The following is a 21,744-nucleotide window of genomic DNA, read 5'->3' as shown; positions in this document are numbered from 1 at the left end:
CGCGCGGCGCTCATTCGAGCGGCGCGTCGTTCGGCGCCGCGTAGCGCGCCTTGATCACGTCGTTCATCGCGAAGTCGAACGACAGCCCCTTCGGCGGCACCGGCTTCGTGAACCACTTGTCGTACAGCGCGTCGATCTCGCCGTGCTTCATCAACTGCGTCAGCACGCCGTCGACGAGCGCCTTGAACTGCGGATCGTCCTTGCGCAGCATGAACCCGTAGGCTTCCGACGATTGCGGCGTGCCGACGATCTGCCAGTCGGCCGGCTTCGCGGCGAGCTGGCGCACGCCCGCGAGCAGCACGTCGTCCATCATGTACGCCACCGCGCGGCCCGATTCGAGCGTGAGGCGCCCTTCGCCGTAGTCCTTCGCGCTGATGATCCGCATGTTCATCTTCTTTTCCTCGTTCATCTTGCGCAGCAGGCGCTCGGACGTCGTGCCCTGGTTGGTGACGACCGTCTTGCCGGCGAGGTCGGGAAAGTCGCGGATGCCCGAGCGCGTGCGCGTGAGCAAGCGCGTCGTCGCAACGAAGAAGGTGGTCGAGAACGCGACCTGCGCGTGACGCGCGGCGAGGTTCGTGGTGACACCGCATTCGAGATCGACGGTGCCGTTCTGCACGAGCGGGATGCGGTTCTGCGACGTGACGGGGATGAAGCGCACCTGCAGGTCGGGCTTGCCGGTGCGCGCCTTCACCGCGGCGATCACGCGGTCGCACAGGTCCTGCGAGAAGCCGATGACCTTGCCGTTCGCATCGACGTAGGAGAACGGCACCGACGTTTCGCGGTGGCCGATCGAGATCAGGTTGCCCTGCCGGATCTTCTCGAGCGTACCCGAGAGCGGCTCCGCGGCGAGCGACGCGCCGCATGCGAGTACGCACGCGGTGAAGAGCAGGGGGCGGCCGAACCGGGCGGCGAATCGGGACGGGAAGGACATGGCGGTCTCCGTGGCGAATGGTGATTCGTATGTTGCCAGGCACAAAATAAATGAAACAAATGTTAAGAGCCGGATCACGCGGACCGATGCGGCGGGCCGCGCCGGACATCAGGGAAACTCCCAAGTCGAAATCGATAAAAAACGGGTTGTCTAGACAAGTTGGCGTAGCTACACTTCAATCCATTCCGAACTTGTCTAGACAGGATTGCTCACATGATTACGTTGACCCCCGGCCACCTCACCCTCCCGCAACTGCGCCAGATCGCACGCGAATCCGTGCAGCTGACGCTCGATCCGGCCAGCTTCGCGAAGATCGACGCCGGCGCGAAGGCCGTCGCCGACATCGCCGCGAAGGGCGAGCCGGCCTACGGCATCAACACGGGCTTCGGCCGCCTGGCCAGCACGCACATCCCGCATGACCAGCTCGAACTGCTGCAGAAGAACCTCGTGCTGTCGCACGCGGTCGGCGTCGGCGAGCCGATGGCGCGCTCGTCGGTGCGCCTGCTGATGGCACTGAAGCTGTCGAGCCTCGGCCGCGGCCACTCGGGCATCCGTCGCGAAGTGATGGACGCGCTGATCAAGCTGTTCAACGCGGACGTGCTGCCGCTGATCCCGGTGAAGGGCTCGGTCGGCGCATCGGGCGACCTCGCGCCGCTCGCGCACATGTCGGCCGTGCTGCTGGGCGTCGGCGAAGTGTTCATCCGCGGCGAGCGTGCGAGCGCGCTCGACGGTCTGCGCGTCGCGGGCCTCGCGCCGCTGACGCTGCAGGCGAAGGAAGGCCTCGCGCTGCTGAACGGCACGCAGGCATCGACCGCGCTGGCGCTCGACAACATGTTCGCGATCGAAGACCTGTACCGCACCGCGCTCGTCGCGGGTGCGCTGTCGGTCGACGCGGCTGCCGGCTCGGTGAAGCCGTTCGACGCCCGCATTCATGAACTGCGCGGCCATCAAGGCCAGATCGACGCCGCCGCGTCGTATCGCGAGCTGCTCGACGGCTCGCCGATCAACCAGTCGCACCGCGACTGCGACAAGGTGCAGGATCCGTACAGCCTGCGCTGCCAGCCGCAGGTGATGGGCGCGTGCCTGGACCAGATGCGTCACGCGGCCGACGTGCTGCTGATCGAAGCGAACGCGGTGTCGGATAACCCGCTGATCTTCCCGGATACCGGCGAAGTGCTGTCGGGCGGCAACTTCCACGCGGAACCCGTCGCATTCGCGGCCGACAACCTCGCGCTTGCCGCCGCGGAAATCGGCGCGCTGGCCGAACGCCGCATCGCGCTGCTGATCGACGCGACGCTGTCGGGCCTGCCCCCATTCCTCGTGAAGGACGGCGGCGTGAACTCGGGCTTCATGATCGCCCACGTGACGGCGGCCGCGCTCGCATCGGAAAACAAGACACTCGCGCACCCGGCGTCGGTCGACTCGCTGCCGACCTCGGCAAACCAGGAGGACCACGTGTCGATGGCGACGTTCGCCGCGCGCAAGCTCGCCGACATCGCGGACAACACGAAGCACATCCTCGCCATCGAACTGCTGGCCGCCGCACAAGGCGTCGACCTGCGTGCGCCGCACCACACGAGCCCGAAGCTCGCGCCGGTGATGGAGACGATCCGCAGCAAGGTGGCGCACTACGAACTCGACCACTACTTCGCGCCGGACATCGCGGCGGTCGCGAAGCTCGTCGGCGAGCGCGCGTTCGCGAAGGTCGCACCGTTCTCGTTCGCATCGGAACAGTAAGCCAATGAGCGCACCGGTCTACCAGGAGATCAAGGATTTCATCCTGGCCCGCATCCACGCCGGCGAGTGGGAGGAGGGTGACCAGGTGCCGTCCGAGAACGAGCTGGCGCGCGAATTCAAGGTGGCGCGCATGACCGTCAACCGCGCGCTGCGCGAGTTGACGGCCGAGCAGGTGCTCACGCGCATGAAGGGTGCGGGCACCTACGTCGCGCGGCCGAAGTACGAGTCGACGCTGGTGGCGATCCGCAGCATCTCGGAGGAAGTCGGTGCACGCGGGCATGCGTATCGCGCCAGCGTGCTCGGCCTCGACACGATCCGCGCCGACGAGGCGCTCGCCGACGAGATGCAGGTGGCCGTGCGCACGAAGCTGTTTCATTCGCAGGTGCTGCACTTCGAGAATGACGAACCCGTGCAGCTCGAAGAACGCTGGGTGAATCCGGCGGTCGCGCCGGATTACGCCGAGCAGGATTTCACGAACACGACGCCGAACCTGTACCTGATGCGCGCGGCTCCGCTGCAGCGTGTCGAGTACCGGATCGAAGCGGCGGCCCCGGCGCCGGAGCGGCGCGAGCAGCTGCGGATGGACGACGTCGAGCCGTGTCTGGTTTTACATCGACGCACCTGGTCGCAGGGCGTCGTCGCCTCGGTGGCGAATCTGTGGCATCCCGGCAGCCGTTATCGCTTCACCGGGCATTTCTGATTCCTATTTGATAGTCATTTTCCTTCGGGAGCAGTCGTCATGAACCATCCGAAACACATCGATCCCCGTCTCGATCCCACGCGCACGATCCGCGCGCCGCGCGGCAGCGAGAAAGTCTGCAAGACCTGGCTGGCCGAAGCGGCCTACCGGATGATCCAGAACAACCTCGATCCGGAAGTCGCCGAGCATCCGCATGCGCTCGTCGTGTACGGCGGCATCGGCCGCGCGGCGCGCAACTGGGAATGCTATGACCAGATCCTCGCGTCACTGAAGGATCTCGAAGAGAACGAGACGTTGCTGATCCAGTCGGGCAAGCCGGTCGGTGTGTTCCGCACGCACAAGGATGCACCGCGCGTGCTGCTCGCGAACTCGAACCTCGTGCCGCACTGGGCGAACTGGGATCACTTCCACGAGCTCGATCGCAAGGGCCTGATGATGTACGGCCAGATGACGGCCGGCAGCTGGATCTACATCGGCAGCCAGGGCATCGTTCAGGGCACCTATGAAACGTTCTTCTCGGTCGCGAACCAGCACTTCAACGGCGATCCGTCGGGCCGCTGGATCCTGACGGGCGGCCTGGGCGGCATGGGCGGCGCGCAGCCGCTGGCCGCGACGATGGCCGGCTTCTCGATGATCGCGGTCGAATGCGACGAGACCCGCATCGACTTCCGCCTGAAGACGCGCTACGTCGACAAGAAGGCGACGACGCTCGACGAGGCGCTCGGCATGATCGAGGAAGCGAAGCGCGCCGGCAAGCCGGTGTCGGTCGGCCTGCTCGGCAACGCGGCCGACGTATTCGCGGAACTCGTCACGCGCGGCATCACGCCGGACTGCGTGACCGACCAGACGAGCGCGCACGACCCGATCAACGGCTACCTGCCGCAAGGCTGGAGCGTCGCGCAATGGCGCGAAGCGCAGAAGGTCGATCCGCAGAGCATCGTGAAGGTCGCGAAGCAGTCGATGGCCGTCCAGGTGCGCGCGATGCTGGCGCTGCAGGAACGCGGCGCGGCGACACTCGACTACGGCAACAACATCCGCCAGATGGCGCTGGAGATGGGTGTCGAGAACGCGTTCGACTTCCCGGGCTTCGTGCCGGCCTACATCCGCCCGCTGTTCTGCGAAGGCAAGGGCCCGTTCCGCTGGGTCGCGCTGTCGGGCGATCCGGAAGACATCTACAAGACCGACCAGAAGGTGAAGGAACTGATCCCCGACGATCCGCACCTGCACAACTGGCTCGACATGGCACGCGAGCGCATTGCGTTCCAGGGCCTGCCGGCACGGATCTGCTGGGTCGGCGTGAAGGATCGCTATCGCCTCGGCCAGGCGTTCAACGAGATGGTCAGGAACGGCGAACTGAAGGCGCCGATCGTGATCGGCCGCGACCACCTCGATACGGGCTCGGTCGCCAGCCCGAACCGCGAGACGGAATCGATGAAGGACGGTTCGGACGCAGTCAGCGACTGGCCGCTCCTGAACGCACTGCTGAACACTGCAGGCGGCGCATCGTGGGTGTCGTTGCACCATGGCGGCGGCGTCGGGATGGGCTTCTCGCAGCACTCGGGTGTCGTGATCGTCGCCGACGGTACTGCCGAAGCGCACGAGCGTCTTGGCCGCGTGCTGCTGAACGATCCGGCGACGGGCGTGATGCGCCATGCGGATGCCGGCTACGAACTCGCGCAGCAGACGGCCCGCGAAGCCGGCCTGAAGCTGCCGATGCTCGGCCGCTGAGCATGACGGCGCTCCACCAGGCGCCGGTGAACGTGACGATGATCCACGCTGCGGATCTCGTCGCGTCGCCATGGAAGAACGGCGGTGGCGTGACGCGCGAAATCGGCGCGTTCCCGCCGGGCGCCGCGCTCGATGCGTTCGCGTGGCGCGTGAGCGTCGCCGACGTCGGCACGGCCGGGCCGTTCTCGCGTTTCGACGGGATCGACCGCACGCTGGTGCTGCTGTCCGGCGTGGGCATGACGCTCGCCGAGGAGGGCGGCGCCCGCCACGTGCTCGACGCACCGCTGACCCGCGCGGATTTTGCGGGCGAGGCGGCGATCGACGCGACGCTGCACGACGGCGCGACGCGCGACTTCAACCTGATGACGCGCCGTTCGGCCGCGCGCGGCGCGCTCGACGTGTGGCGCGCAGGCGCGCATCGCATCGAGCATGCCGATACCGTGCTGCTGTTTTGCGCGGCCGGTGCGGTCGGCGTTGAAATCGACGGCACGCACTACACACTGGAAGAAATGGACACGTTGCGGCTCGACGGGCCGCGGCGTGCGTTTGACGTCGTCGTGAGCGGGTGCGGCGCGTTGCTCGCCGTGTCGCTTGCCATCGGCGAACGAGACTGAACGCATGAAACCGACTGTCTGGCATCACCTGAGGCTGTGTCCGCACGGCCATCCCGACGAGACGATCGACGACGCGGCGATCGCCGTCGACGAAACCGGCACGATCCTCTGGCTCGGCACGCTGTCCGCTTTGCCGCACGGTTATGCCCACTGGCAGCGCGAGGATCTGCACGGCGCGTGGGTGACGCCGGGCCTCGTCGATTGCCATACGCACCTCGTATACGGCGGCACGCGCGCCGACGAATTCGCGCAGCGTCTCGCGGGCGTGAGCTACGAGGAAATCGCGCGGCAGGGCGGCGGGATCGTGTCGACGGTGCGCGCGACGCGCGCGGCCGACGAGACGACGCTGTTCGTGCAGGCCGCGGCACGCCTGCAGCCGCTGCTCGCCGAAGGCGTGACCGCGATCGAGATCAAGTCGGGCTACGGGCTCGACCTCGCGAGCGAACGCAAGATGCTGCGCGTCGCACGCCAGCTCGGCGAACGCTTTCCGGTCACCGTCTACACGACGTTCCTCGGCGCGCACGCGCTGCCGCCCGAATATGCGGGCCGCGCGGATGCGTACATCGACGAAGTGTGCGACCGGATGCTGCCGGCGCTGGCCGACGAGGGCCTCGTCGACGCGGTCGACGTGTTCTGCGAGCGCATCGGCTTTTCGCTCGCGCAGACCGAGCGCGTGTTCGAGGCCGCAACGCGGCGCGGGCTGCCCGTGAAGCTGCATGCGGAGCAACTGTCGAACGCGGGCGGCACGGCGCTTGCCGCGCGTTATCGCGCACTGTCCGCCGACCACCTCGAATTTCTGGACGAAGCCGGCATCGAGGCGATGAAGGCGGCGGGTACGGTTGCCGTGCTGCTGCCCGGCGCGTATTACTTCATCCGCGAGACGCAACTGCCGCCGATCGAGCTGCTGCGCAAGCACGGCGTGCCGATCGCGCTCGCGACCGATCACAATCCCGGCACGTCGCCGCTCGAATCGCTGCTGCTGACGTTGAACATGGGCTGCACGCTGTTCCGCATGACGGTGCCCGAGGTGTTGCAGGGCGTCACGCGCCATGCGGCCGCGGCGCTCGGCCGCGCGGATCGCCACGGCGCGCTCGAGGTCGGTCGCCAGGCCGACTTCGCCGTGTGGTCGGCCGGCTCGCTGGCGGAGCTCGCCTACTGGATCGGCCGGCCGCTGTGCGAGCAGGTCGTACGCGGCGGCACGACCGTGTTTCGCCGGATGAATGGATAGCCTCATGACCGACACCACGTTGTTTGCAGACCATGCGTACCTGCCCGATGGCTGGCGCCGTAACGTGCTCCTGCGCTGGGACGCGGCCGGCACGCTGACCGGCGTGACGCCCGACACCGATGCACCCGCGGGCGTCGCGCGCGCGGCCGGACCGGTGCTGCCCGGCATGCCGAACCTGCATTCGCACGCGTTCCAGCGCGCGATGGCGGGGCTTACCGAATACCGCGCGAATCCGGCCGACAGCTTCTGGAGCTGGCGCGACCTGATGTACCGCTTCGCGCTGAAAATCACGCCCGACGCACTCGCTGCAATCGCGCGCTGGCTGTATGTCGAGATGCTCAAGTGCGGCTACACGTCGGTGTGCGAATTCCACTACGTGCATCACACGCAGGACGGCTCGCGTTATCCGCAGATCGCGGAACTCGGCACGCGCGTGATCGACGCCGCGCGCGCGGCCGGCATCGGCATCACGATGCTGCCCGTGTCGTACCAGTTCGCCGGCTTCGGCGACAGGCCGCCGCGTGACGACCAGCGCCGCTTCATCAACACGCCGGACGGCCTGCTCGAGCTGCTCGACGCGATGCGTCGCGTGGCACCGGAGCACGGCGGGCTGCGCTACGGCGTTGCACCGCACTCGCTGCGCGCAGTATCCGAGAACGGGTTGCGCGTGCTGCTGAATGGGCTGCCCGACGATGCGCCCGTGCACATCCATATTGCCGAGCAGACAGCCGAAGTCGACGACTGCGTGCGCGCCTACGGTGCGCGCCCCGTGCAATGGCTGCTCGATCGCTTCGACGTCGATGCGCGCTGGTGTCTCGTGCACGCGACGCACGTCGACGCCGCCGAAACGGCCGCGCTCGCGAAGCGTCGCGCGGTCGCGGGCCTGTGCCTGACGACCGAAGCGAACCTCGGCGACGGCGTGTTCCCGGCCGTCGACTATCTCGCGCAGGGCGGCGTGATCGGCGTTGGCTCGGACAGCCACGCGTCGGTCGACTGGCGCTCGGAACTGCGCCTGCTCGAATACGGGCAACGGCTCGTGCATCGCGCGCGCAACGTGCTGGCGAGCGATACGCAGGCGCATGTCGCCGATCGCCTGTTCGACGCTTCGCTTGCGGGCGGCGCGCAGGCCAGCGGGCGGCGCGTCGGTGCGCTGCGCGAAGGGTGCCGCGCCGACTGGCTCGTGCTCGATCCCGATCATCCGGCGATCGCCGAACACGACAGCACGTCGTGGCTGTCGGGTATCGTGTTCGCGGAACACGGCGAGACGCCGGTGCTCGACGTCTACACGGGCGGCGAGCGCGTCGTGAGCGGCCGCCGTCATCGCGACGAAGCCGCCGCGTATGCCGACTACCGCGCCGCGCTGGCGCAACTGCTGCGCTGACGCGCGCAACCGGCGCACGCCGCAAGCGTGCGCCGGCAGACCTCCAATGGTGATGCGACATGACTGAACAACCGGCTGTATTCACGCTGAAGCAGGGCACGCTGCCGCTGCTGATCTCGATTCCGCACGCAGGTACGCACATCCCCGCCGACATCGCCGCGACGATGACGGCCGACGCGCGTTTCGTCGACGATTGCGACTGGCATCTCGAACGGCTGTACGGATTCGCGGCCGACCTCGGCGCATCGATCCTCGTTCCGTCGCACGCGCGTTACGTCGTCGACCTGAATCGTCCGCCCGACAACGAGAACCTGTACCCGGGGCAGGACACGACGGGGCTCGTGCCGGTCGATACGTTCGACAAGGTGCCGCTGTATCCGGCGAACGCGTTGCCCGGCAACGACGAGATCATGCGTCGCCGCGACCGCTACTGGCTGCCGTATCACGACGCGCTGCAAAGCGAGGTGGCGCGCCTGAAGCGCGAGCATGGCCGCGTGCTCGTGTGGGAAGCGCATTCGATCCGCTCGCACGTGCCGCGCTTCTTCGACGGTCGCCTGCCCGACTTCAACTTCGGCACGTCGAGCGGCGCGAGTGCCGCACCGGGCCTGGCGGAGGCGCTGGCCGCACGCGTGCTCGAACATGGCGGCTATACGGCTGTCGCGAACGGGCGCTTCAAGGGCGGTTACATCACGCGTCACTATGGCGTGCCCGATACCGGCGTCGAGGCCGTGCAACTCGAGCTGTCGCAGATCACCTACATGGAAGAGACGCGTCCTTACACGTATGACGAAGCGCGCGCGGCGCGGATAGTGCCGCTATTGCAGACGCTCGTCGAGACCGCGCTCGCGCATCGTTGAACACGGGCCGCACGGATGCGGCAGCGCGGTGGCGCAGGTGCGCCGCAGCCCGCCGGCACGCAGCCTGCCGCACCGATGCAATGCACCACACGGCATCGATCCACGGGATCGATGCCGTTTTTTTCGTGTGGCTTTCGTCTGACCGATGTCGTCATCGGCACCTGAAAATTTGACGCCATTTTTAGGTGATATAAGCTGAATGTCAGGAAATCGTCACGCGCGCACGTGCGGCGGGGCCATCGATCGTGGCCGCACCGCGCCGGAATGCGCCGCGAGACGCCTCGCCGACGTGCCGCCGCGCGGCATTGCCGCATGCGCTTCGTTGCGACACGTGTCCTGCATTCATCAGTCAGTCGAGTACGATCGTGAAAGCCGCCAGCCCTTCGATACGCCGGACGCGAAGTCCGTCGGCGGGCGCGCCGCCTCAGGCCGGGCCGATCCGGCATGCTGATCGCGGCACGCATGCCGCCCCTTTACGCGAGCCTCGTCGCTTCGCCATTTCCCATCGCGGCCTGCGCCGCTTCAATCTCGTGACCGCGCACGTCTTCAGCGCGGTGCAGTGCGACGGCAGCGCATCGTTGTTGCCCTAGCGTCGTTTTCCGCTTCCGTTCCGGGTCGCACCGCCTGATGCCGCATCGTCCGCGCGGCAGGGTCGCGCATGGGCATGCGCCGCGTCGTGGTGCGCGCGTGCGGCGCCGGCGCGACCCTTCATCGTCCCGCGTGCGGACGTATCGCGCGCGATTACCGGAGAGACGCCCATGCGTGCGCGCCCGATCGTAGCCGTCACCGCCGACCGCATCCTGCGCGGTGCGCATCCGAACCACGCGGCGGGGGAGAAGTACCTGGCCGCACTCGTCGACGGCGCCGGCGCACTCGCATTCGTGCTGCCCGCGCTCGGCGCGCGCCAGCCGGCCGACGCGATCGTCGCGGCGATCGACGGGTTGCTGTTGACCGGCAGTTATTCGAACGTCGAACCGCATCACTACGGCGGCGCCGCGAGCGCGCCCGACACGCTGCACGATCCCGCGCGCGACGCGACCGCGCTGCCGCTGGTCCGTGCGGCGATCGATGCGGGCGTGCCCGTGCTCGCGATCTGTCGCGGCATGCAGGAGCTGAACGTCGCCTACGGCGGCACGCTGCATCAGCGGCTGCACGCGACGACCGGCTTCGACGATCACCGCGAGCGGCCAGCCGATCCGCTCGAGCGGCAGTACGGTCCCGCGCATGTCGTGCGGTTCGCGCCGGGCGGCCTGCTGCAGCGGGTCGCGCGCGGCGCGCAGGAGGCGACGGTCAATTCGCTGCACGACCAGGGCATCGCGCAGCTCGGCGCGGGGCTCGTCGTCGAAGCCAGCGCACCCGACGGGCTGGTCGAGGCCATCAGTGTGCGCGGCGCACGCGCGTTCGCGCTCGGCGTGCAGTGGCATCCCGAATGGCGCTACGCGGAACAGCCGCTGTCGCGCGACATCTTCGCGGCATTCGGCGCGGCGTGCCGCGCGCGCATGACGCATCGCATTCATGCAGCCGGTGGCGCGATGCCGTCGCCGGCCGCATCCGACGTCGACTGATAGAGGCCGATCATGCAACCCGAACTGAGCGAATTCCTGCAACAGCACCGCATCACCGAGGTCGAGGCGATCATTCCCGACATGGCCGGCATTGCGCGCGGCAAGATCATTCCGCGCAACAAGTTCGAATCCGGCGAATCGATGCGCCTGCCGCAGGCCGTGATGGTGCAGACCGTCACCGGCGACTATCCGGAAGACGGCACGCTGACCGGCGTGACCGATCCCGACATGGTGTGCGTGCCCGATCCGTCGACGATCTGCCTGATTCCGTGGGCCGTCGATCCCACCGCGCAGGTGATTCACGACTGCGTGCACTTCGACGGCTCGCCGGTCGAGATCTCGCCACGCTACGTGCTGCGCCGCGTGCTCGACCTGTACCAGGCGAAAGGCTGGCAGCCGGTCGTTGCGCCCGAGCTCGAGTTCTATCTCGTCGACATGAACGCCGATCCCGACCTGCCGCTGCGTCCGCCCGTCGGCCGCACCGGGCGTGCGGAGACCGGCCGGCAGTCGTATTCGATCGAGGCCGTGAACGAGTTCGATTCGCTGTTCGAGGACATCTACGAATACTGCGAGATGCAGGGGCTCGATATCGAGACGCTGATCCACGAGGTCGGCGCCGCGCAGATGGAGATCAACTTCATGCACGGCGACGCACTGTCGCTGGCCGACCAGGTGTTCCTGTTCAAGCGCACCGTGCGCGAGGCGGCGCTGCGCCACAACATGTACGCGACCTTCATGGCGAAGCCGATGCAGGACGAGCCGGGCTCGGCGATGCATATCCACCAGAGCCTGGCCGACGCGCGCACGGCGCGCAACCTGTTCTCCGACGAGGACGGTGCCGTATCGCCGATGTTCCACAGCTATCTCGCGGGGCTGCAGAAGTACACGCCCGCGTTGATGCCGATCTTCGCGCCGTACATCAACTCGTATCGCCGACTGTCGCGCTTCATGGCCGCGCCGATCAACGTGCAGTGGGGCTACGACAATCGTACGGTCGGTTTCCGCATCCCGCAGTCGGACCCGTCGGCGCGCCGTATCGAGAACCGGATCCCGGGCGTCGACTGCAACCCTTACCTTGCGCTCGCCGCGACGCTCGCGGCCGGCTATCTCGGCTTGATCCAGCAGCTCGCACCGACAGAGCCGATCGCGTCGGACGGCTACAACCTGCCGTACCAGCTGCCGCGCAATCTCGAGGAGGGCATCTCGCTGATGGCGGCCTGCACGCCGCTGGCCGGCATTCTCGGCGACAAGTTCGTGAAGGCCTATCTGGCGCTGAAGGAAACCGAATACGAAGCGTTCTTCCGCGTGATCAGCTCGTGGGAACGCCGCCATCTGCTGCTGCACGTCTGAGCGTGCACACAACCGAATACGGAATCACGGAGGAAACATGACTTACCGCAACGACTCTGCCTGGATCCAGCCGGCTGCGCCGAGCGCCACGGCCGCAGCGCCCCGCGCGACGCAGGCGCGCACGACCGCCGAATACCGCGCGCTCGATGCCGCGCACCACATTCACCCGTTCTCCGACATGGGCGCGCTGAACCGCGCGGGCAGCCGTGTGATCGTGAAGGCCGACGGCGTCTACCTGTGGGACTCGGACGGCAACAAGGTGATCGACGGGATGGCCGGCCTCTGGTGCGTGAACGTCGGCTACGGCCGCAAGGAACTCGCCGACGCCGCGTATCGCCAGATCCAGGAATTGCCGTTCTACAACACGTTCTTCAAGACCACGCACCCGCCGGTGATCGAACTCTCCGCGATGCTCGCGGAAGTCACGCCCGCCGGCTTCAACCACTTCTTCTATTGCAACAGCGGCTCGGAAGGCAACGACACCGTGCTGCGCCTCGTGCACCAGTACTGGCGCGTGCAAGGCCAGCCGCGGAAGAAATATGTGATCTCGCGCAAGAACGGCTATCACGGCTCGACGATCGCCGGCGGCACGCTCGGCGGGATGGGTTACATGCACGAGCAGATGCCGTCTAAGGTCGAGCACATCGTGCATATCGACCAGCCGTATTTCTTCGGCGAAGCGGCCGCCGGCGAAACGCCGGAAGCGTTCGGCCTGGCCCGCGCGCAGCAGCTCGAAGCGAAGATCCTCGAACTTGGCGCGGAGAACGTCGCCGCGTTCATCGGCGAGCCGTTCCAGGGCGCGGGCGGCGTGATCTTCCCGCCGTCGACGTACTGGCCGGAAATCCAGCGGATCTGCCGCAAGTACGACATCCTGCTGGTGGCCGACGAAGTGATCGGCGGCTTCGGCCGCACCGGCGAATGGTTCGCACACCAGCATTTCGGCTTCGAGCCCGATCTGATCACGATGGCGAAGGGGCTCACGTCGGGCTACGTGCCGATGGGCGCCGTCGGCATTCACGAGCGCGTGGCGCGGCCGATCATCGACAACGGCGAATTCAACCACGGCCTCACGTACTCGGGCCACCCGGTTGCCGCGGCCGTCGCGGTCGCGAACCTGAAGCTGCTGCGCGACGAAGGGATCGTCGAGCGCGTGAAGAGCGATATCGGGCCGTACTTCCAGCGCCGGCTGCGCGATGCGCTGGGCGACCATCCGATCGTCGGTGAGATTGCGGGAGCGGGGCTGGTCGCGGGCGTTCAGCTTGCGCGCGACCGGAACCGGCGCGAGCGGTTCGGTGCGAACGTCGATATCGGCACGATCTGCCGCGACTTCTGCTTCAACGGCAACCTGATCATGCGCGCGACCGGCGACCGGATGCTGCTGTCGCCGCCGCTCGTGATTCGCGAGGCGGAGGTCGACGAGATCGTCGACAAGGCGAAGCGCGCGTTCGATGCGACGGCGGAGCGGGTGGGATAGTCGTGCGACACGTCGGCCAGTGTTCGTGCGGACGCGCGCCGCCGGACCGCCGAGCGGTTTTCTTGCGACGGGTCGTGACGTTCCCCAGCACGGAGGATGTCCGTCAATCGTGTCGACCGCTGAGGTGGCACGATCAACGGAACACAGTGCGTTGTTGTTCGGATGCGTGGTAACGAAGGGGCGGGATTACGCGTGCGCGAATCGCTGCCGTTCGAAATTCATGACGAGCGCTACCGACGATGCAATATCCATCGATCCCGTTTCGACGACGAGATCAGGCGCGGTCGGTACTTCATAGGGATCCGAGATGCCGGTGAATTGCGTTGTCTGGCCGGTGATCGCCTTTGCGTAAAGCTGCTTCGGATCACGCGCGGAGCAAGTGGCGATATCGGTTTTCAGGTAGACCTCGACAAACCGACCCGCCCCCACGATCTGTCGTGCCTGCTGCCGGTCGGCCTCGTAAGGCGAGATCAGGGCGACGATCACCATGAAGCCCTGGCTATTGAGCAACTTGGCGATCTCGGCGGTGCGACGGCAGTTCTCGGTACGATCTTCCCGCGAGAAGCCGAGATCTGGAGAAATGCCTGCCCGCAATTCATCGCCGTCAAGGATGCATGTCGGAATATTGCGTGCGCGCAATTGCGCCGCAATTTCGCGCGAGAGGGTTGACTTGCCGGCGCCGCTCAGACCGGTAAGCCAGAGTGTGTAGTCGTTCTGCTCTGGGGACATGGGTGTGCAATCGCTATCGCCAACTCTCGCCATCGCAAGTCATGATGTCGTGCCTAAATGCGATGCCGATTTGGCTGGCTGTTATTTGGTGTAAGGATTCTATGCATCCGGATTTATACAAATGTTACATAACAATTACCAAAAATTACACTGGCAATTTACTGTCTTTCGTGTTGAAAGAATGTTATCGGCTCGAATGAAATGTCTGAACATTGTTCGTGCGCCGGACCGGGCGACGGCATTGAGCCGACGGGGCTTGATGCGCGAAGAAATGGGCGATTTTGCCGTTGATGGCGCATTTTTCTGATTTGCATCGACCAATACGCGTTAATGGTGTTTGGTGAATCGACGCGCGTCAGTGGCCAGGCAACGCTCGAGGGCAGGGTTCCTGCACTGGCGTCCGATTGGTAGCGTGGCTTTATTGTCGGAAAGCCGCGCGGCGCTTCAGTGCGTTGGCCGGACCGACGGTGATTGCCTGCAGACGCAAATCGGCGCGCCGGTAACGAAGGGGCGTGTTGATCGAGATGGCGGATTCGTGGAGGAGGCGATGGCTGCCGGTCAAGGCGAGTCTGCGCAGGTGGGTGCTGAATCCGGCGCATCAAAACGAAAAGGCCCTGCGTCGTGAAACGCAGGGCCTTGAATTCTTTGGTGGGCGGTACTGGGATCGAACCAGTGACCCCTGCCGTGTGAAGGCAGCGAGCTATCTGGATAGGCGATGGAGGCCTGCGCGTGGTCGGGTGCCATCCCCAAACCCGTCCAGACCAAGAGGGCGAGTGCGGCGGTGACGCTGGCCGCGCGTAGGCTGCTGAGTGCTCTTTGCCAGACCGAAGCACGGTCCGCGTCCAGTTGACTTTCCACTTCCGCGAGCGTTTCCAGCGGCGGCAAACCGGCCACCTCGGCCATCAACATGATGTCCGTCGCGGACGGTTTGCCCGTCCCCTTCTTCCACTCGCTGATGCGGCTCTGAGGCTTGCCGATAACTTCCGCTAGCGCGCCTAGCGAACCGGTCGACGACCGCGCTTGCTCAATCAAGTCAGAAATGTTCATACGATAGCTCTTGACAATTTACGGCTCCCGTAAATACAATTTACGAATACCGTAAATTTACGAAATCCGTGAATGTTCGCAGTCTATCAGGCTCTGGGGAGCGGAAGAATCTGGCCCCAATTTATGAGTCAGCGCGGGCGGCGGAACTGCTTGGGGTTGTAGATCGCTTTTTTGATCGGATCGAGGTCGCGTTGCTTGCGGAGTTTTGCCTTCCGGTAGGCGGACCGAATGACGAGATACGCGGCGACCAGCCCAAGTGTGATCAGGATCTTGGTGTTCGTCGGTAGCAGATACCAAGCTTGCGCGATGTTGCCGGGTAGTTGGCTGATGCCTTGCTCGGCAGTATATGAAGCGGATTGGTTGTAGCTCATATGGCCTGTTGTTGTTCAAGTCGTATGAGACGATTTTTAACATACAGAGCGGGGGTGAGTGGTGCCGAAATACCAAGTTCATGCCTATACGCAGTGCGGTCACAACCGCGTTGCCGTCATCGATGTAAGCGCCCGAGGTGTTGAGGGTGCTCGCGAAAAGGCCCGCGCTGCTCTGCGTCGGGCAGGCCGCAAGCCAGACCTCTGCACGCTGGTTCCGGTGGAAGTCTCCCAGCCTCGAAACCCGTTTCCCCTGTAACCCCACCGCACCGCCTCTCACCCTCGGATAGTGCGGTGTTTTGTGGACGGCTGACCTAGCGTCCACCTTTTTCGATTAGCGCGTTCGTCGCGCATGCATGCGGAGTCCAAGTGACTCCGTTCAACGTGAATAGTAGTCCTAGACAAAGGAACGACGATGGCAAAGCAAAAGTTGACGATTCTGCAAGTGGTCGCGCGTAGTGGTATCTCGAAGCGCACCAACCAGCCGTGGGAAATCCACACGGCGCAATGCGTGCTGGAGCAGGAGAGCAGTGACGGCAAGCAGATTCTCGTCGGCACGATCAACCTGCCGAATGCGCTGAAAGACTCCCCGGCTGGCGAGTATCTCGCGGAATTCGCGCTTCAACAGTCGATGGAGGGCAAGTTGGAGCCCCGCATCGTCTCGCTCGTTCCGTTCGGCCGACCGACCGCGAAACCGGCGGCGAACGCAAGCGCATAGCCCGTCACGGGCAATCGGTCGTTCGAAGCTGGCCCGCCCGAACGACCCCACTACACCCGGGCCAGAACCTGAGAGAGAAAGAACATGAAGAAACTGATTGCAGCAGCAGCTACGGCGGTCGCGAGCGCGGGCGCATTTGCAGCAGGCGAGGGAATGCCGACGATGGACGTGGGGCCGGTCGTTGACGCGATCAAGGGCATCGGCCCGAACGTCGCGCTCGTCGGCGGTGCGGTGCTGGCGCTCGCAGCGGTGACGTATGGCTATCGTGTGGTCAAGGGTTTCATCGGCCGCTAATCGCGCTGCGCGACGAGCCCCCGGTATGCCTCAACGCGCCGGGGGCTTTTTCATGGGGTGGATCGGATGAAACGGTGGCTGTGTGTCGCGCTGCTTAGCGTTGCCTTGGGAGTTCACGCAGCGCAAGGGATAGACGTGGTGGTATGTGGCGCGGCGTCCGGTGCCGCGACGGATGCTCAGGTGCCTTGCACGTTGTCGGATGGGGCGGCCGGTGTGCAGCAGGTCGCGCATTTGACGCTGGTCAACGGCGGAGCGATTGGCGATGCGCCTGTCCCGGGCGGGGTTGGGGCGGGCTTGGAGGTCGGGGGCGCGGTGTTCCTCGTTCTCGCCGTCGCGTTCGGCTTTCGCTCGCTGCGCCGGTTTCTTGAATCTGCTTCGGAGAGCTAGTCATGCTTTGGTACTGCATGGTGTTCGGCGTCACGGTCGCGACGATCTATGGCGCTGCATTGATCTTGATGGTGTGAGTATGCGAAAGAAGACCCGGGGAGTCTGGTTGGCGCTGTTTGCCGCGTTCGCGATGATGTGCAATCAGCAGGCGCATGCACAGGCACTGCTCGCGCCGGTAGAGAGTTTCGTGATCAATCGCGCTGAGGCGGCGATTGTCACGCGTATTGCGATTCAGCGCGGTTTTGCGGCGAACGACCCGCGCATTGCAGCAACGCTTGCGGGTATGGGGAAGGCGTCAACGGCGCTTAACGTCGTCGGCACAGGGGTGGGCGCTGTCCTTGCATTCGCAGGCGCGCCAGTTTGGGCAACCATTTTGGCGGGTGCGGGCATCATCGCGGTCGGCGCGGCCCTGCAAGTCGGCTTCGCCAACATCAAGTGGAACGAAGCGTCGATATCGATCGATGTTGATGAGGCGCCAGCTAGTGTTGGTGATAGCTACGTGGCTATACCGCCGCCCGCCGCTGGGGTGGACCCCACTTACAAGAAATTGTTGGCACCCGAGCTATGGGCGGCGCAAGCGGGTATTCCGACCTATCGCAATGGCTACTGCCCAGAGAAGGACCCGGTGTGCAACGCTTACCCGTTTACGCCGGGGGCTGGCATGACTACCGCTAACTTTTGGCTCACCCGCGGGTACCACGACATCCTTCCAAGTACGTTGGATCAGGCTGCCCAGTTCACTTGGTACGTGCACTACTACAACGGACATTGTGGGTTGGCTGCTGGCTGCCCTGGTGATGACGATAACGTCAGTTCGGTGCGTCTGTTCTTCGCGCCAGTATCGAACATACCGGGCAACCCGATCCGGATGTACGCCACAGAGACCGGGGCAAAGAGCCGTGTGGACAGCGAGGGCAGGAGGGGGCCCTATATTGGTTACGTCAACACCTACCAATACAGCTTGTTTCAATACCGGAAAGAACTGGTGCCGGGACTAGTGGCCGAAGATATATCGAAGCTCTGGCCAAAGCTTCCGTCTAAGGTTGCGTCGCTACCGTTGCCGACGTCAACGATTGCTCAGCTTGTGGACGAGACGTGGAGGCGTGCGGCGGCAGACCCGGACTATAAAGGGCTGCCATATGAGCGGGTGTACAGCGGGTTAGTGGAACCGTGGGTCAAAGAGAATCCGCAGCAGGTGCCGACGTTGGGCGATCTGTTCACCGCTCCCGCACATCGGGGCGAGCACGTCGTTATCAGCCCCATCATTCAGCCCGACCCGGCTACGAATCCGAATCCCGGCACGAATCCCGGCACGAATCCCGGCACGAATCCCGGCACGAATCCCGGCACGAATCCCGGCACGAATCCCGGCACGAATCCCGGTACGAATCCCGGTACGAACCCCGGCACGAATCCCGGTACGAACCCCGGTACGAACCCCGGTACGAACCCCGGTACGAATCCCGGTACGAATCCCGGTACGAATCCCGGTACAAACCCGGGCACGGACCCCGGAACCAATCCGGGTACGAATCCCGGCACGAATCCCGGAACCGATCCGGGCGCAAACCCCAATCCGAAACCGGACCAAAAGTTCTGCGCACTATATCCCGATGCATCCGCTTGCGCTCCGCTCGGGAGTGCGAACGATGTAGACGTGAAGAGAGACTCGAAAAGCATTTCGTTGTCGCCAATTTCGATTGGTCTGACTAACGGTGTCTGCCCGCAACCTTTTGAGGTCGAGGTGTTTGGCGCGCCGCTTAAGTTCGATTACGCCCCGGTCTGTGAGTTGGCGGCGAAGCTGAGGCCGCTGGTGCTTCTGCTTAGCGCGCTCGCGGCGGGCCTTATCTTCGTCACGGGGTTGATGGCATGAGTTGGGCGAGTCTGCTGGTATCGCTGGTCGGTCCGATCCTCACGCGCGTATTGCTCGCGCTCGGCATCGGTTTTGTGACCGTCACGGGGGTCGATGTGGCGATGAATCAGGTTATCGAGTGGATGACCGCGAGCGTAGGCGGAATTCCCTCGGATATCGCGAACGTGCTTGCGCTCGGTGGTGTGGGCGAAGGCATCGCGTACGTGCTCGGTGGCCTGTCGGCTCGCGTGTCGTTCTACCTGCTCACGTCGACGACGAAAATGGTGTTCAGCAAATGATCACACTGATAACGGGGGTGCCGGGTAGCGGTAAGACGCTCTACGCGGTTTGGCTGCTCAAGAAGATCGCCAAGGATCGCCGGGTACTTGTAGACGGCATTCGCGATCTGGCTATCGAGCACGTCGAGATTGACGAGCCGTGGTTGCGGCAATGGCATGTGAATGCGCAGGCGCACGACCTGATTGTCATCGATGAGGCGCAACGCATCTATCCGCCGACGACGGCGAGTCAGAAGCCGACGCCGGATGTTGAGCAACTGCACGTCCATCGGCATATGGGCGTTGACTTCATCATCATCACGCAGCATCCGCAGCGGATTAGCAAGACGGTCCGCGATCTGGTTGGGCGTCACGTGCATGTGCGTAACCTGTTCGGCTTGAAGCGGGCGATGCTCTATGAGTGGGATCACTGCCACAACCCGAGCAGTTTGAAAGATGCGGTCAAAACACAATGGCCGTATCCGCGCGACGTGTTCAAGCTCTACACCAGTGCGGAAGTCCATACGAAGAAGCAGGCAGTCATTCCCAAGGCGCTGTTTCTTCTTCCGATAGGGGCTGTGCTGTTCGTCGTGCTGGCCGTGAAGGTCTATCACAAGGCCCAAGACGGGTTTGGTGTGGAGCCGGTGAAGCGTGTCGAGCCTGTTGCGTCCGGCAACGCTGCAACAGCTGCGCGTCCCGCTGAGGCGGCTAAGTCGTCGGAATGGCGGCTTGCCGGTCGTTACTCGGTCGATGGGGTGAACTATGTCGTGTTGGTCGCGCCGGATAGCCGGTTGCGCACCGTACCGCTCAACGGGTTCAGTGGGCAGGGCGTGAGTTTGGCAGGTGAGGCCGACGGCAAGACGGTGGCGGGCTGGACGGGTGTGCAGGTCGGAAAAATAGAACAAACCGGGGGTGTGAAATGACGCGGTACGGCGTGGTGATTGGGGCGTTGATGCTGTCGGGCGCTTGTGTGGCTGCTACTGGCGTGGTGCCACCGCTGCCGACCGTACCGATCGACGCGAGCATGATGAATAGCGCATCGCCTGCGGCTCCACTTCTTGCGGCACCAGTGCCGATCCCGTTGCGGCATGTGCGGGGCGCTGCGTTCGATCTGCGGTTCGTGACGGTCGCGCAGGTGGTCGATTTGATTTATCAGGACGCGATGCATACGCCGTATGTGCTTGGGCCGGACGTGCTTTCCGACAATCGCATCGTGTCGTTTCGTTTGGACGACAACAATCGCGACGTGCGCGCCGTGATGGTGGATTTCCTCGATTCGCTCGGTTTCCAAGTCGCCACGAAAAACGGCGTCGATTACGTGATGAAGAAGCCGGGCGCTGCGTTGCCGAAAGCGGAGCAGGAGGTCTTTGTATACAAGCCGCGTCATCGCAAGGCTGACTATCTGCGCGAAATGATCGAACCGTTGATAGGTGCGCGCTCGATGTTGCCGGTTGCCCCGGCTATCACTACGCCGGTGCAGACGGCTGGTTCGGTGCAGGTGCCGGGTTCTGCGCCGGTTGATGCGACGAACGGCGTGCAGGGCATGCATCAGCTTGCGGGCGGGGTGCAGGCACGCGGCGGCGATCTGGTGATTGTCGGTTCGCGTGATGAGGTTGCCATGCTGCACAAGGTGGTTCCCGAGCTGGACACGGCACCCGGTGAGGTGGTGGTGCGCGGCTGGGCGTATGAGGTGACCAACACCGATTCGACAAATACCGCGTGGAGCATCGCGGCGAAAGCTTTGGGCGGTCAGCTTCGCATCTCGAGCGGTGACACGTCGTCCGACTCGAGCGCAATGCGATTCACCGGGCCGGGTATCGATGCGGCGATATCCGCGCTCAATGCGGATTCGCGGTTCAAGGTCATCAGTTCGCCGCATGTGCGGATCGCGTCAGGTGAGCGTGTGCGCCTGAACGTCGGGCAGCAAGTGCCGACGCAATCGAGCGTGAGCTACCAAGGGTCGAGCGGCACGCCAGTTCAGTCGATCACGTATCAGGACGCCGGGTTGATTTTCGACGTTGAGCCAACCGTGATGCGTGACGTGATCGAACTGCGCGTGCATGAGGAAATCTCCGATTTCGTCGCGACGAAAACCGGCGTCGATACGTCACCGACGAAGAATACGCGCCAGTTGCAGACCGTCACACGGCTGGCGGACGGCGAGGTCGTGGTGCTGGGCGGGCTGATTCAGGATCGGAGTGTGACGGCGCGTAGCGGTTACGCGTGGCTGCCGAGCTTTCTTGATGGTCGGTCAAGCTCGAAGCAGCGGACGGAGGTTCTGTTGGTTCTGCAGGTGCAACGGATTTGATCGCGGTCGGCGGATCGATGAGGTCGAGGAACCCGGATACTTGAAAGTACGCGATTACCCCGGCTGTCAGCGCGATTGTCGCGATTTTGAGCGGCGAAAGCTCGTATGTGGTGGTGGTGGCTTTGGGGCGGGGCGGTGCCGGTGGTGCGGTTGGAGTGGGCGCACGGTGTGACGTATGCCCCTGCTGCGCGCGCTTCT

At 64.6% G+C, this 21,744-nt stretch carries 22 protein-coding genes; 18 read left to right on the top strand and 4 right to left on the bottom strand.

The window, feature by feature from the left end:
- Positions 1 to 10: 10 nt before the first annotated feature.
- Positions 11 to 931, bottom strand: coding sequence for a glutamate/aspartate ABC transporter substrate-binding protein (locus HWX36_RS19030; RefSeq protein WP_175953620.1), 921 nt, complete (start codon positions 929 to 931; stop codon positions 11 to 13).
- A 213-nt stretch (positions 932 to 1,144) separates the two neighbouring features.
- On the opposite strand from HWX36_RS19030, the gene hutH reads away from it, so the two are divergent.
- The 10 genes from hutH (at position 1,145) to HWX36_RS18980 (ending at position 13,565) form a co-directional block, all read left to right on the top strand.
- On the top strand, positions 1,145 to 2,668 hold the full coding sequence (gene hutH, locus HWX36_RS19025; protein WP_175953618.1) for a histidine ammonia-lyase: 1,524 nt from the start codon (positions 1,145 to 1,147) through the stop codon (positions 2,666 to 2,668).
- 4 nt (positions 2,669 to 2,672) lie between these two features.
- Entirely contained in the window at positions 2,673 to 3,368 is a 696-nt protein-coding gene (gene hutC / locus HWX36_RS19020) for a histidine utilization repressor (RefSeq protein ID WP_059578316.1), read from the top strand.
- 39 nt (positions 3,369 to 3,407) lie between these two features.
- Positions 3,408 to 5,096 carry a urocanate hydratase gene (hutU, locus tag HWX36_RS19015; protein ID WP_175953616.1) on the top strand — a complete coding sequence of 563 codons (1,689 nt, stop codon included), beginning with the start codon at positions 3,408 to 3,410 and terminating at the stop codon, positions 5,094 to 5,096.
- Between the two features lie 2 nt (positions 5,097 to 5,098).
- Positions 5,099 to 5,710, top strand: coding sequence for a HutD family protein (locus tag HWX36_RS19010; RefSeq protein WP_175953614.1), 612 nt, complete (start codon positions 5,099 to 5,101; stop codon positions 5,708 to 5,710).
- Positions 5,711 to 5,714: 4 nt separating this feature from the next.
- Complete coding sequence (gene hutI / locus HWX36_RS19005) at positions 5,715 to 6,938, top strand: imidazolonepropionase (protein WP_175953611.1); 1,224 nt, start codon at positions 5,715 to 5,717, stop codon at positions 6,936 to 6,938.
- Positions 6,939 to 6,942: 4 nt separating this feature from the next.
- Complete coding sequence (locus HWX36_RS19000; RefSeq protein ID WP_175953610.1) at positions 6,943 to 8,319, top strand: formimidoylglutamate deiminase; 1,377 nt, start codon at positions 6,943 to 6,945, stop codon at positions 8,317 to 8,319.
- Between the two features lie 59 nt (positions 8,320 to 8,378).
- Complete coding sequence (gene hutG, locus HWX36_RS18995) at positions 8,379 to 9,176, top strand: N-formylglutamate deformylase (RefSeq protein WP_175953609.1); 798 nt, start codon at positions 8,379 to 8,381, stop codon at positions 9,174 to 9,176.
- Between the two features lie 758 nt (positions 9,177 to 9,934).
- Positions 9,935 to 10,741: a gamma-glutamyl-gamma-aminobutyrate hydrolase family protein gene (locus HWX36_RS18990; RefSeq protein WP_175953608.1), complete on the top strand. Its 807-nt coding sequence runs from the start codon at positions 9,935 to 9,937 to the stop codon at positions 10,739 to 10,741.
- Between the two features lie 12 nt (positions 10,742 to 10,753).
- Complete coding sequence (locus tag HWX36_RS18985; protein WP_175953607.1) at positions 10,754 to 12,091, top strand: glutamine synthetase family protein; 1,338 nt, start codon at positions 10,754 to 10,756, stop codon at positions 12,089 to 12,091.
- Between the two features lie 37 nt (positions 12,092 to 12,128).
- Entirely contained in the window at positions 12,129 to 13,565 is a 1,437-nt protein-coding gene (locus tag HWX36_RS18980; RefSeq protein WP_175953606.1) for an aspartate aminotransferase family protein, read from the top strand.
- A gap of 186 nt (positions 13,566 to 13,751) precedes the next feature.
- On the opposite strand, the gene cysC is transcribed toward HWX36_RS18980, so the two are convergent.
- Positions 13,752 to 14,294: an adenylyl-sulfate kinase gene (gene cysC, locus HWX36_RS18975; protein WP_244136451.1), complete on the bottom strand. Its 543-nt coding sequence runs from the start codon at positions 14,292 to 14,294 to the stop codon at positions 13,752 to 13,754.
- A 121-nt stretch (positions 14,295 to 14,415) separates the two neighbouring features.
- Between cysC and HWX36_RS18970 the strand changes: the two genes are divergently transcribed.
- Complete coding sequence (locus HWX36_RS18970) at positions 14,416 to 14,601, top strand: hypothetical protein (RefSeq protein ID WP_175953602.1); 186 nt, start codon at positions 14,416 to 14,418, stop codon at positions 14,599 to 14,601.
- Between the two features lie 251 nt (positions 14,602 to 14,852).
- On the opposite strand, the gene HWX36_RS18965 is transcribed toward HWX36_RS18970, so the two are convergent.
- Both HWX36_RS18965 and HWX36_RS18960 read right to left on the bottom strand, forming a co-directional pair.
- Entirely contained in the window at positions 14,853 to 15,341 is a 489-nt protein-coding gene (locus HWX36_RS18965) for a helix-turn-helix transcriptional regulator (protein ID WP_175953600.1), read from the bottom strand.
- A gap of 128 nt (positions 15,342 to 15,469) precedes the next feature.
- The gene (locus tag HWX36_RS18960; protein ID WP_244136450.1) at positions 15,470 to 15,712 is read right to left on the bottom strand and encodes a hypothetical protein; all 243 of its coding nucleotides are present in this window, start codon (positions 15,710 to 15,712) and stop codon (positions 15,470 to 15,472) included.
- A 412-nt stretch (positions 15,713 to 16,124) separates the two neighbouring features.
- On the opposite strand from HWX36_RS18960, the gene HWX36_RS18955 reads away from it, so the two are divergent.
- The 7 genes from HWX36_RS18955 (at position 16,125) to HWX36_RS18930 (ending at position 21,546) form a co-directional block, all read left to right on the top strand.
- Positions 16,125 to 16,427, top strand: coding sequence for a cellulose synthase (locus HWX36_RS18955; protein ID WP_175953598.1), 303 nt, complete (start codon positions 16,125 to 16,127; stop codon positions 16,425 to 16,427).
- Positions 16,428 to 16,511: 84 nt separating this feature from the next.
- A complete protein-coding gene (locus HWX36_RS18950) occupies positions 16,512 to 16,721 on the top strand; it encodes a major capsid protein (protein WP_172848187.1) in 210 nt (69 codons plus the stop codon).
- A gap of 66 nt (positions 16,722 to 16,787) precedes the next feature.
- Entirely contained in the window at positions 16,788 to 17,108 is a 321-nt protein-coding gene (locus tag HWX36_RS37220; protein ID WP_244136449.1) for a major capsid protein, read from the top strand.
- Between the two features lie 79 nt (positions 17,109 to 17,187).
- Positions 17,188 to 18,981 carry an IgG-binding virulence factor TspB family protein gene (locus HWX36_RS18945; RefSeq protein WP_244136448.1) on the top strand — a complete coding sequence of 598 codons (1,794 nt, stop codon included), beginning with the start codon at positions 17,188 to 17,190 and terminating at the stop codon, positions 18,979 to 18,981.
- Positions 18,978 to 19,259, top strand: a complete 282-nt coding sequence (locus HWX36_RS18940) for a DUF2523 domain-containing protein (protein ID WP_175953596.1) — start codon at positions 18,978 to 18,980, stop codon at positions 19,257 to 19,259. Before HWX36_RS18945 ends, HWX36_RS18940 begins: the two co-directional genes overlap by 4 nt.
- Entirely contained in the window at positions 19,256 to 20,161 is a 906-nt protein-coding gene (locus HWX36_RS18935; protein WP_175953594.1) for a zonular occludens toxin domain-containing protein, read from the top strand. Before HWX36_RS18940 ends, HWX36_RS18935 begins: the two co-directional genes overlap by 4 nt.
- A complete protein-coding gene (locus HWX36_RS18930) occupies positions 20,158 to 21,546 on the top strand; it encodes a type II secretory pathway protein (protein WP_175953592.1) in 1,389 nt (462 codons plus the stop codon). Before HWX36_RS18935 ends, HWX36_RS18930 begins: the two co-directional genes overlap by 4 nt.
- Positions 21,547 to 21,744 lie beyond the last annotated feature (198 nt).

The organism is Burkholderia sp. BCC0405, assembly GCF_902833075.1.
Lineage (GTDB): Bacteria > Pseudomonadota > Gammaproteobacteria > Burkholderiales > Burkholderiaceae > Burkholderia.
The sequence above is the reverse complement of the archived record's forward strand: the minus strand, read 5'-3'. Positions and strand labels throughout refer to the sequence as shown.

Coding starts and splice junctions, on each gene's coding strand:
- hutG (WP_175953609.1), top strand. CDS start 8,379: ATGACTGAACAACCGGCTGTATTCACGCTGAAGCAGGGCACGCTGCCG.
- hutC (WP_059578316.1), top strand. CDS start 2,673: ATGAGCGCACCGGTCTACCAGGAGATCAAGGATTTCATCCTGGCCCGC.
- HWX36_RS19000 (WP_175953610.1), top strand. CDS start 6,943: ATGACCGACACCACGTTGTTTGCAGACCATGCGTACCTGCCCGATGGC.
- HWX36_RS18985 (WP_175953607.1), top strand. CDS start 10,754: ATGCAACCCGAACTGAGCGAATTCCTGCAACAGCACCGCATCACCGAG.
- HWX36_RS18950 (WP_172848187.1), top strand. CDS start 16,512: ATGAAGAAACTGATTGCAGCAGCAGCTACGGCGGTCGCGAGCGCGGGC.
- HWX36_RS19030 (WP_175953620.1), bottom strand. CDS start 931: ATGTCCTTCCCGTCCCGATTCGCCGCCCGGTTCGGCCGCCCCCTGCTC.
- HWX36_RS18940 (WP_175953596.1), top strand. CDS start 18,978: ATGAGTTGGGCGAGTCTGCTGGTATCGCTGGTCGGTCCGATCCTCACG.
- HWX36_RS18930 (WP_175953592.1), top strand. CDS start 20,158: ATGACGCGGTACGGCGTGGTGATTGGGGCGTTGATGCTGTCGGGCGCT.
- HWX36_RS18980 (WP_175953606.1), top strand. CDS start 12,129: ATGACTTACCGCAACGACTCTGCCTGGATCCAGCCGGCTGCGCCGAGC.
- HWX36_RS18965 (WP_175953600.1), bottom strand. CDS start 15,341: ATGAACATTTCTGACTTGATTGAGCAAGCGCGGTCGTCGACCGGTTCG.
- HWX36_RS18955 (WP_175953598.1), top strand. CDS start 16,125: ATGGCAAAGCAAAAGTTGACGATTCTGCAAGTGGTCGCGCGTAGTGGT.
- HWX36_RS19010 (WP_175953614.1), top strand. CDS start 5,099: ATGACGGCGCTCCACCAGGCGCCGGTGAACGTGACGATGATCCACGCT.
- HWX36_RS37220 (WP_244136449.1), top strand. CDS start 16,788: ATGAAACGGTGGCTGTGTGTCGCGCTGCTTAGCGTTGCCTTGGGAGTT.
- hutI (WP_175953611.1), top strand. CDS start 5,715: ATGAAACCGACTGTCTGGCATCACCTGAGGCTGTGTCCGCACGGCCAT.
- HWX36_RS18960 (WP_244136450.1), bottom strand. CDS start 15,712: ATGAGCTACAACCAATCCGCTTCATATACTGCCGAGCAAGGCATCAGC.
- hutH (WP_175953618.1), top strand. CDS start 1,145: ATGATTACGTTGACCCCCGGCCACCTCACCCTCCCGCAACTGCGCCAG.
- HWX36_RS18990 (WP_175953608.1), top strand. CDS start 9,935: ATGCGTGCGCGCCCGATCGTAGCCGTCACCGCCGACCGCATCCTGCGC.
- HWX36_RS18970 (WP_175953602.1), top strand. CDS start 14,416: ATGTTACATAACAATTACCAAAAATTACACTGGCAATTTACTGTCTTT.
- HWX36_RS18935 (WP_175953594.1), top strand. CDS start 19,256: ATGATCACACTGATAACGGGGGTGCCGGGTAGCGGTAAGACGCTCTAC.
- hutU (WP_175953616.1), top strand. CDS start 3,408: ATGAACCATCCGAAACACATCGATCCCCGTCTCGATCCCACGCGCACG.
- cysC (WP_244136451.1), bottom strand. CDS start 14,294: ATGTCCCCAGAGCAGAACGACTACACACTCTGGCTTACCGGTCTGAGC.
- HWX36_RS18945 (WP_244136448.1), top strand. CDS start 17,188: ATGCGAAAGAAGACCCGGGGAGTCTGGTTGGCGCTGTTTGCCGCGTTC.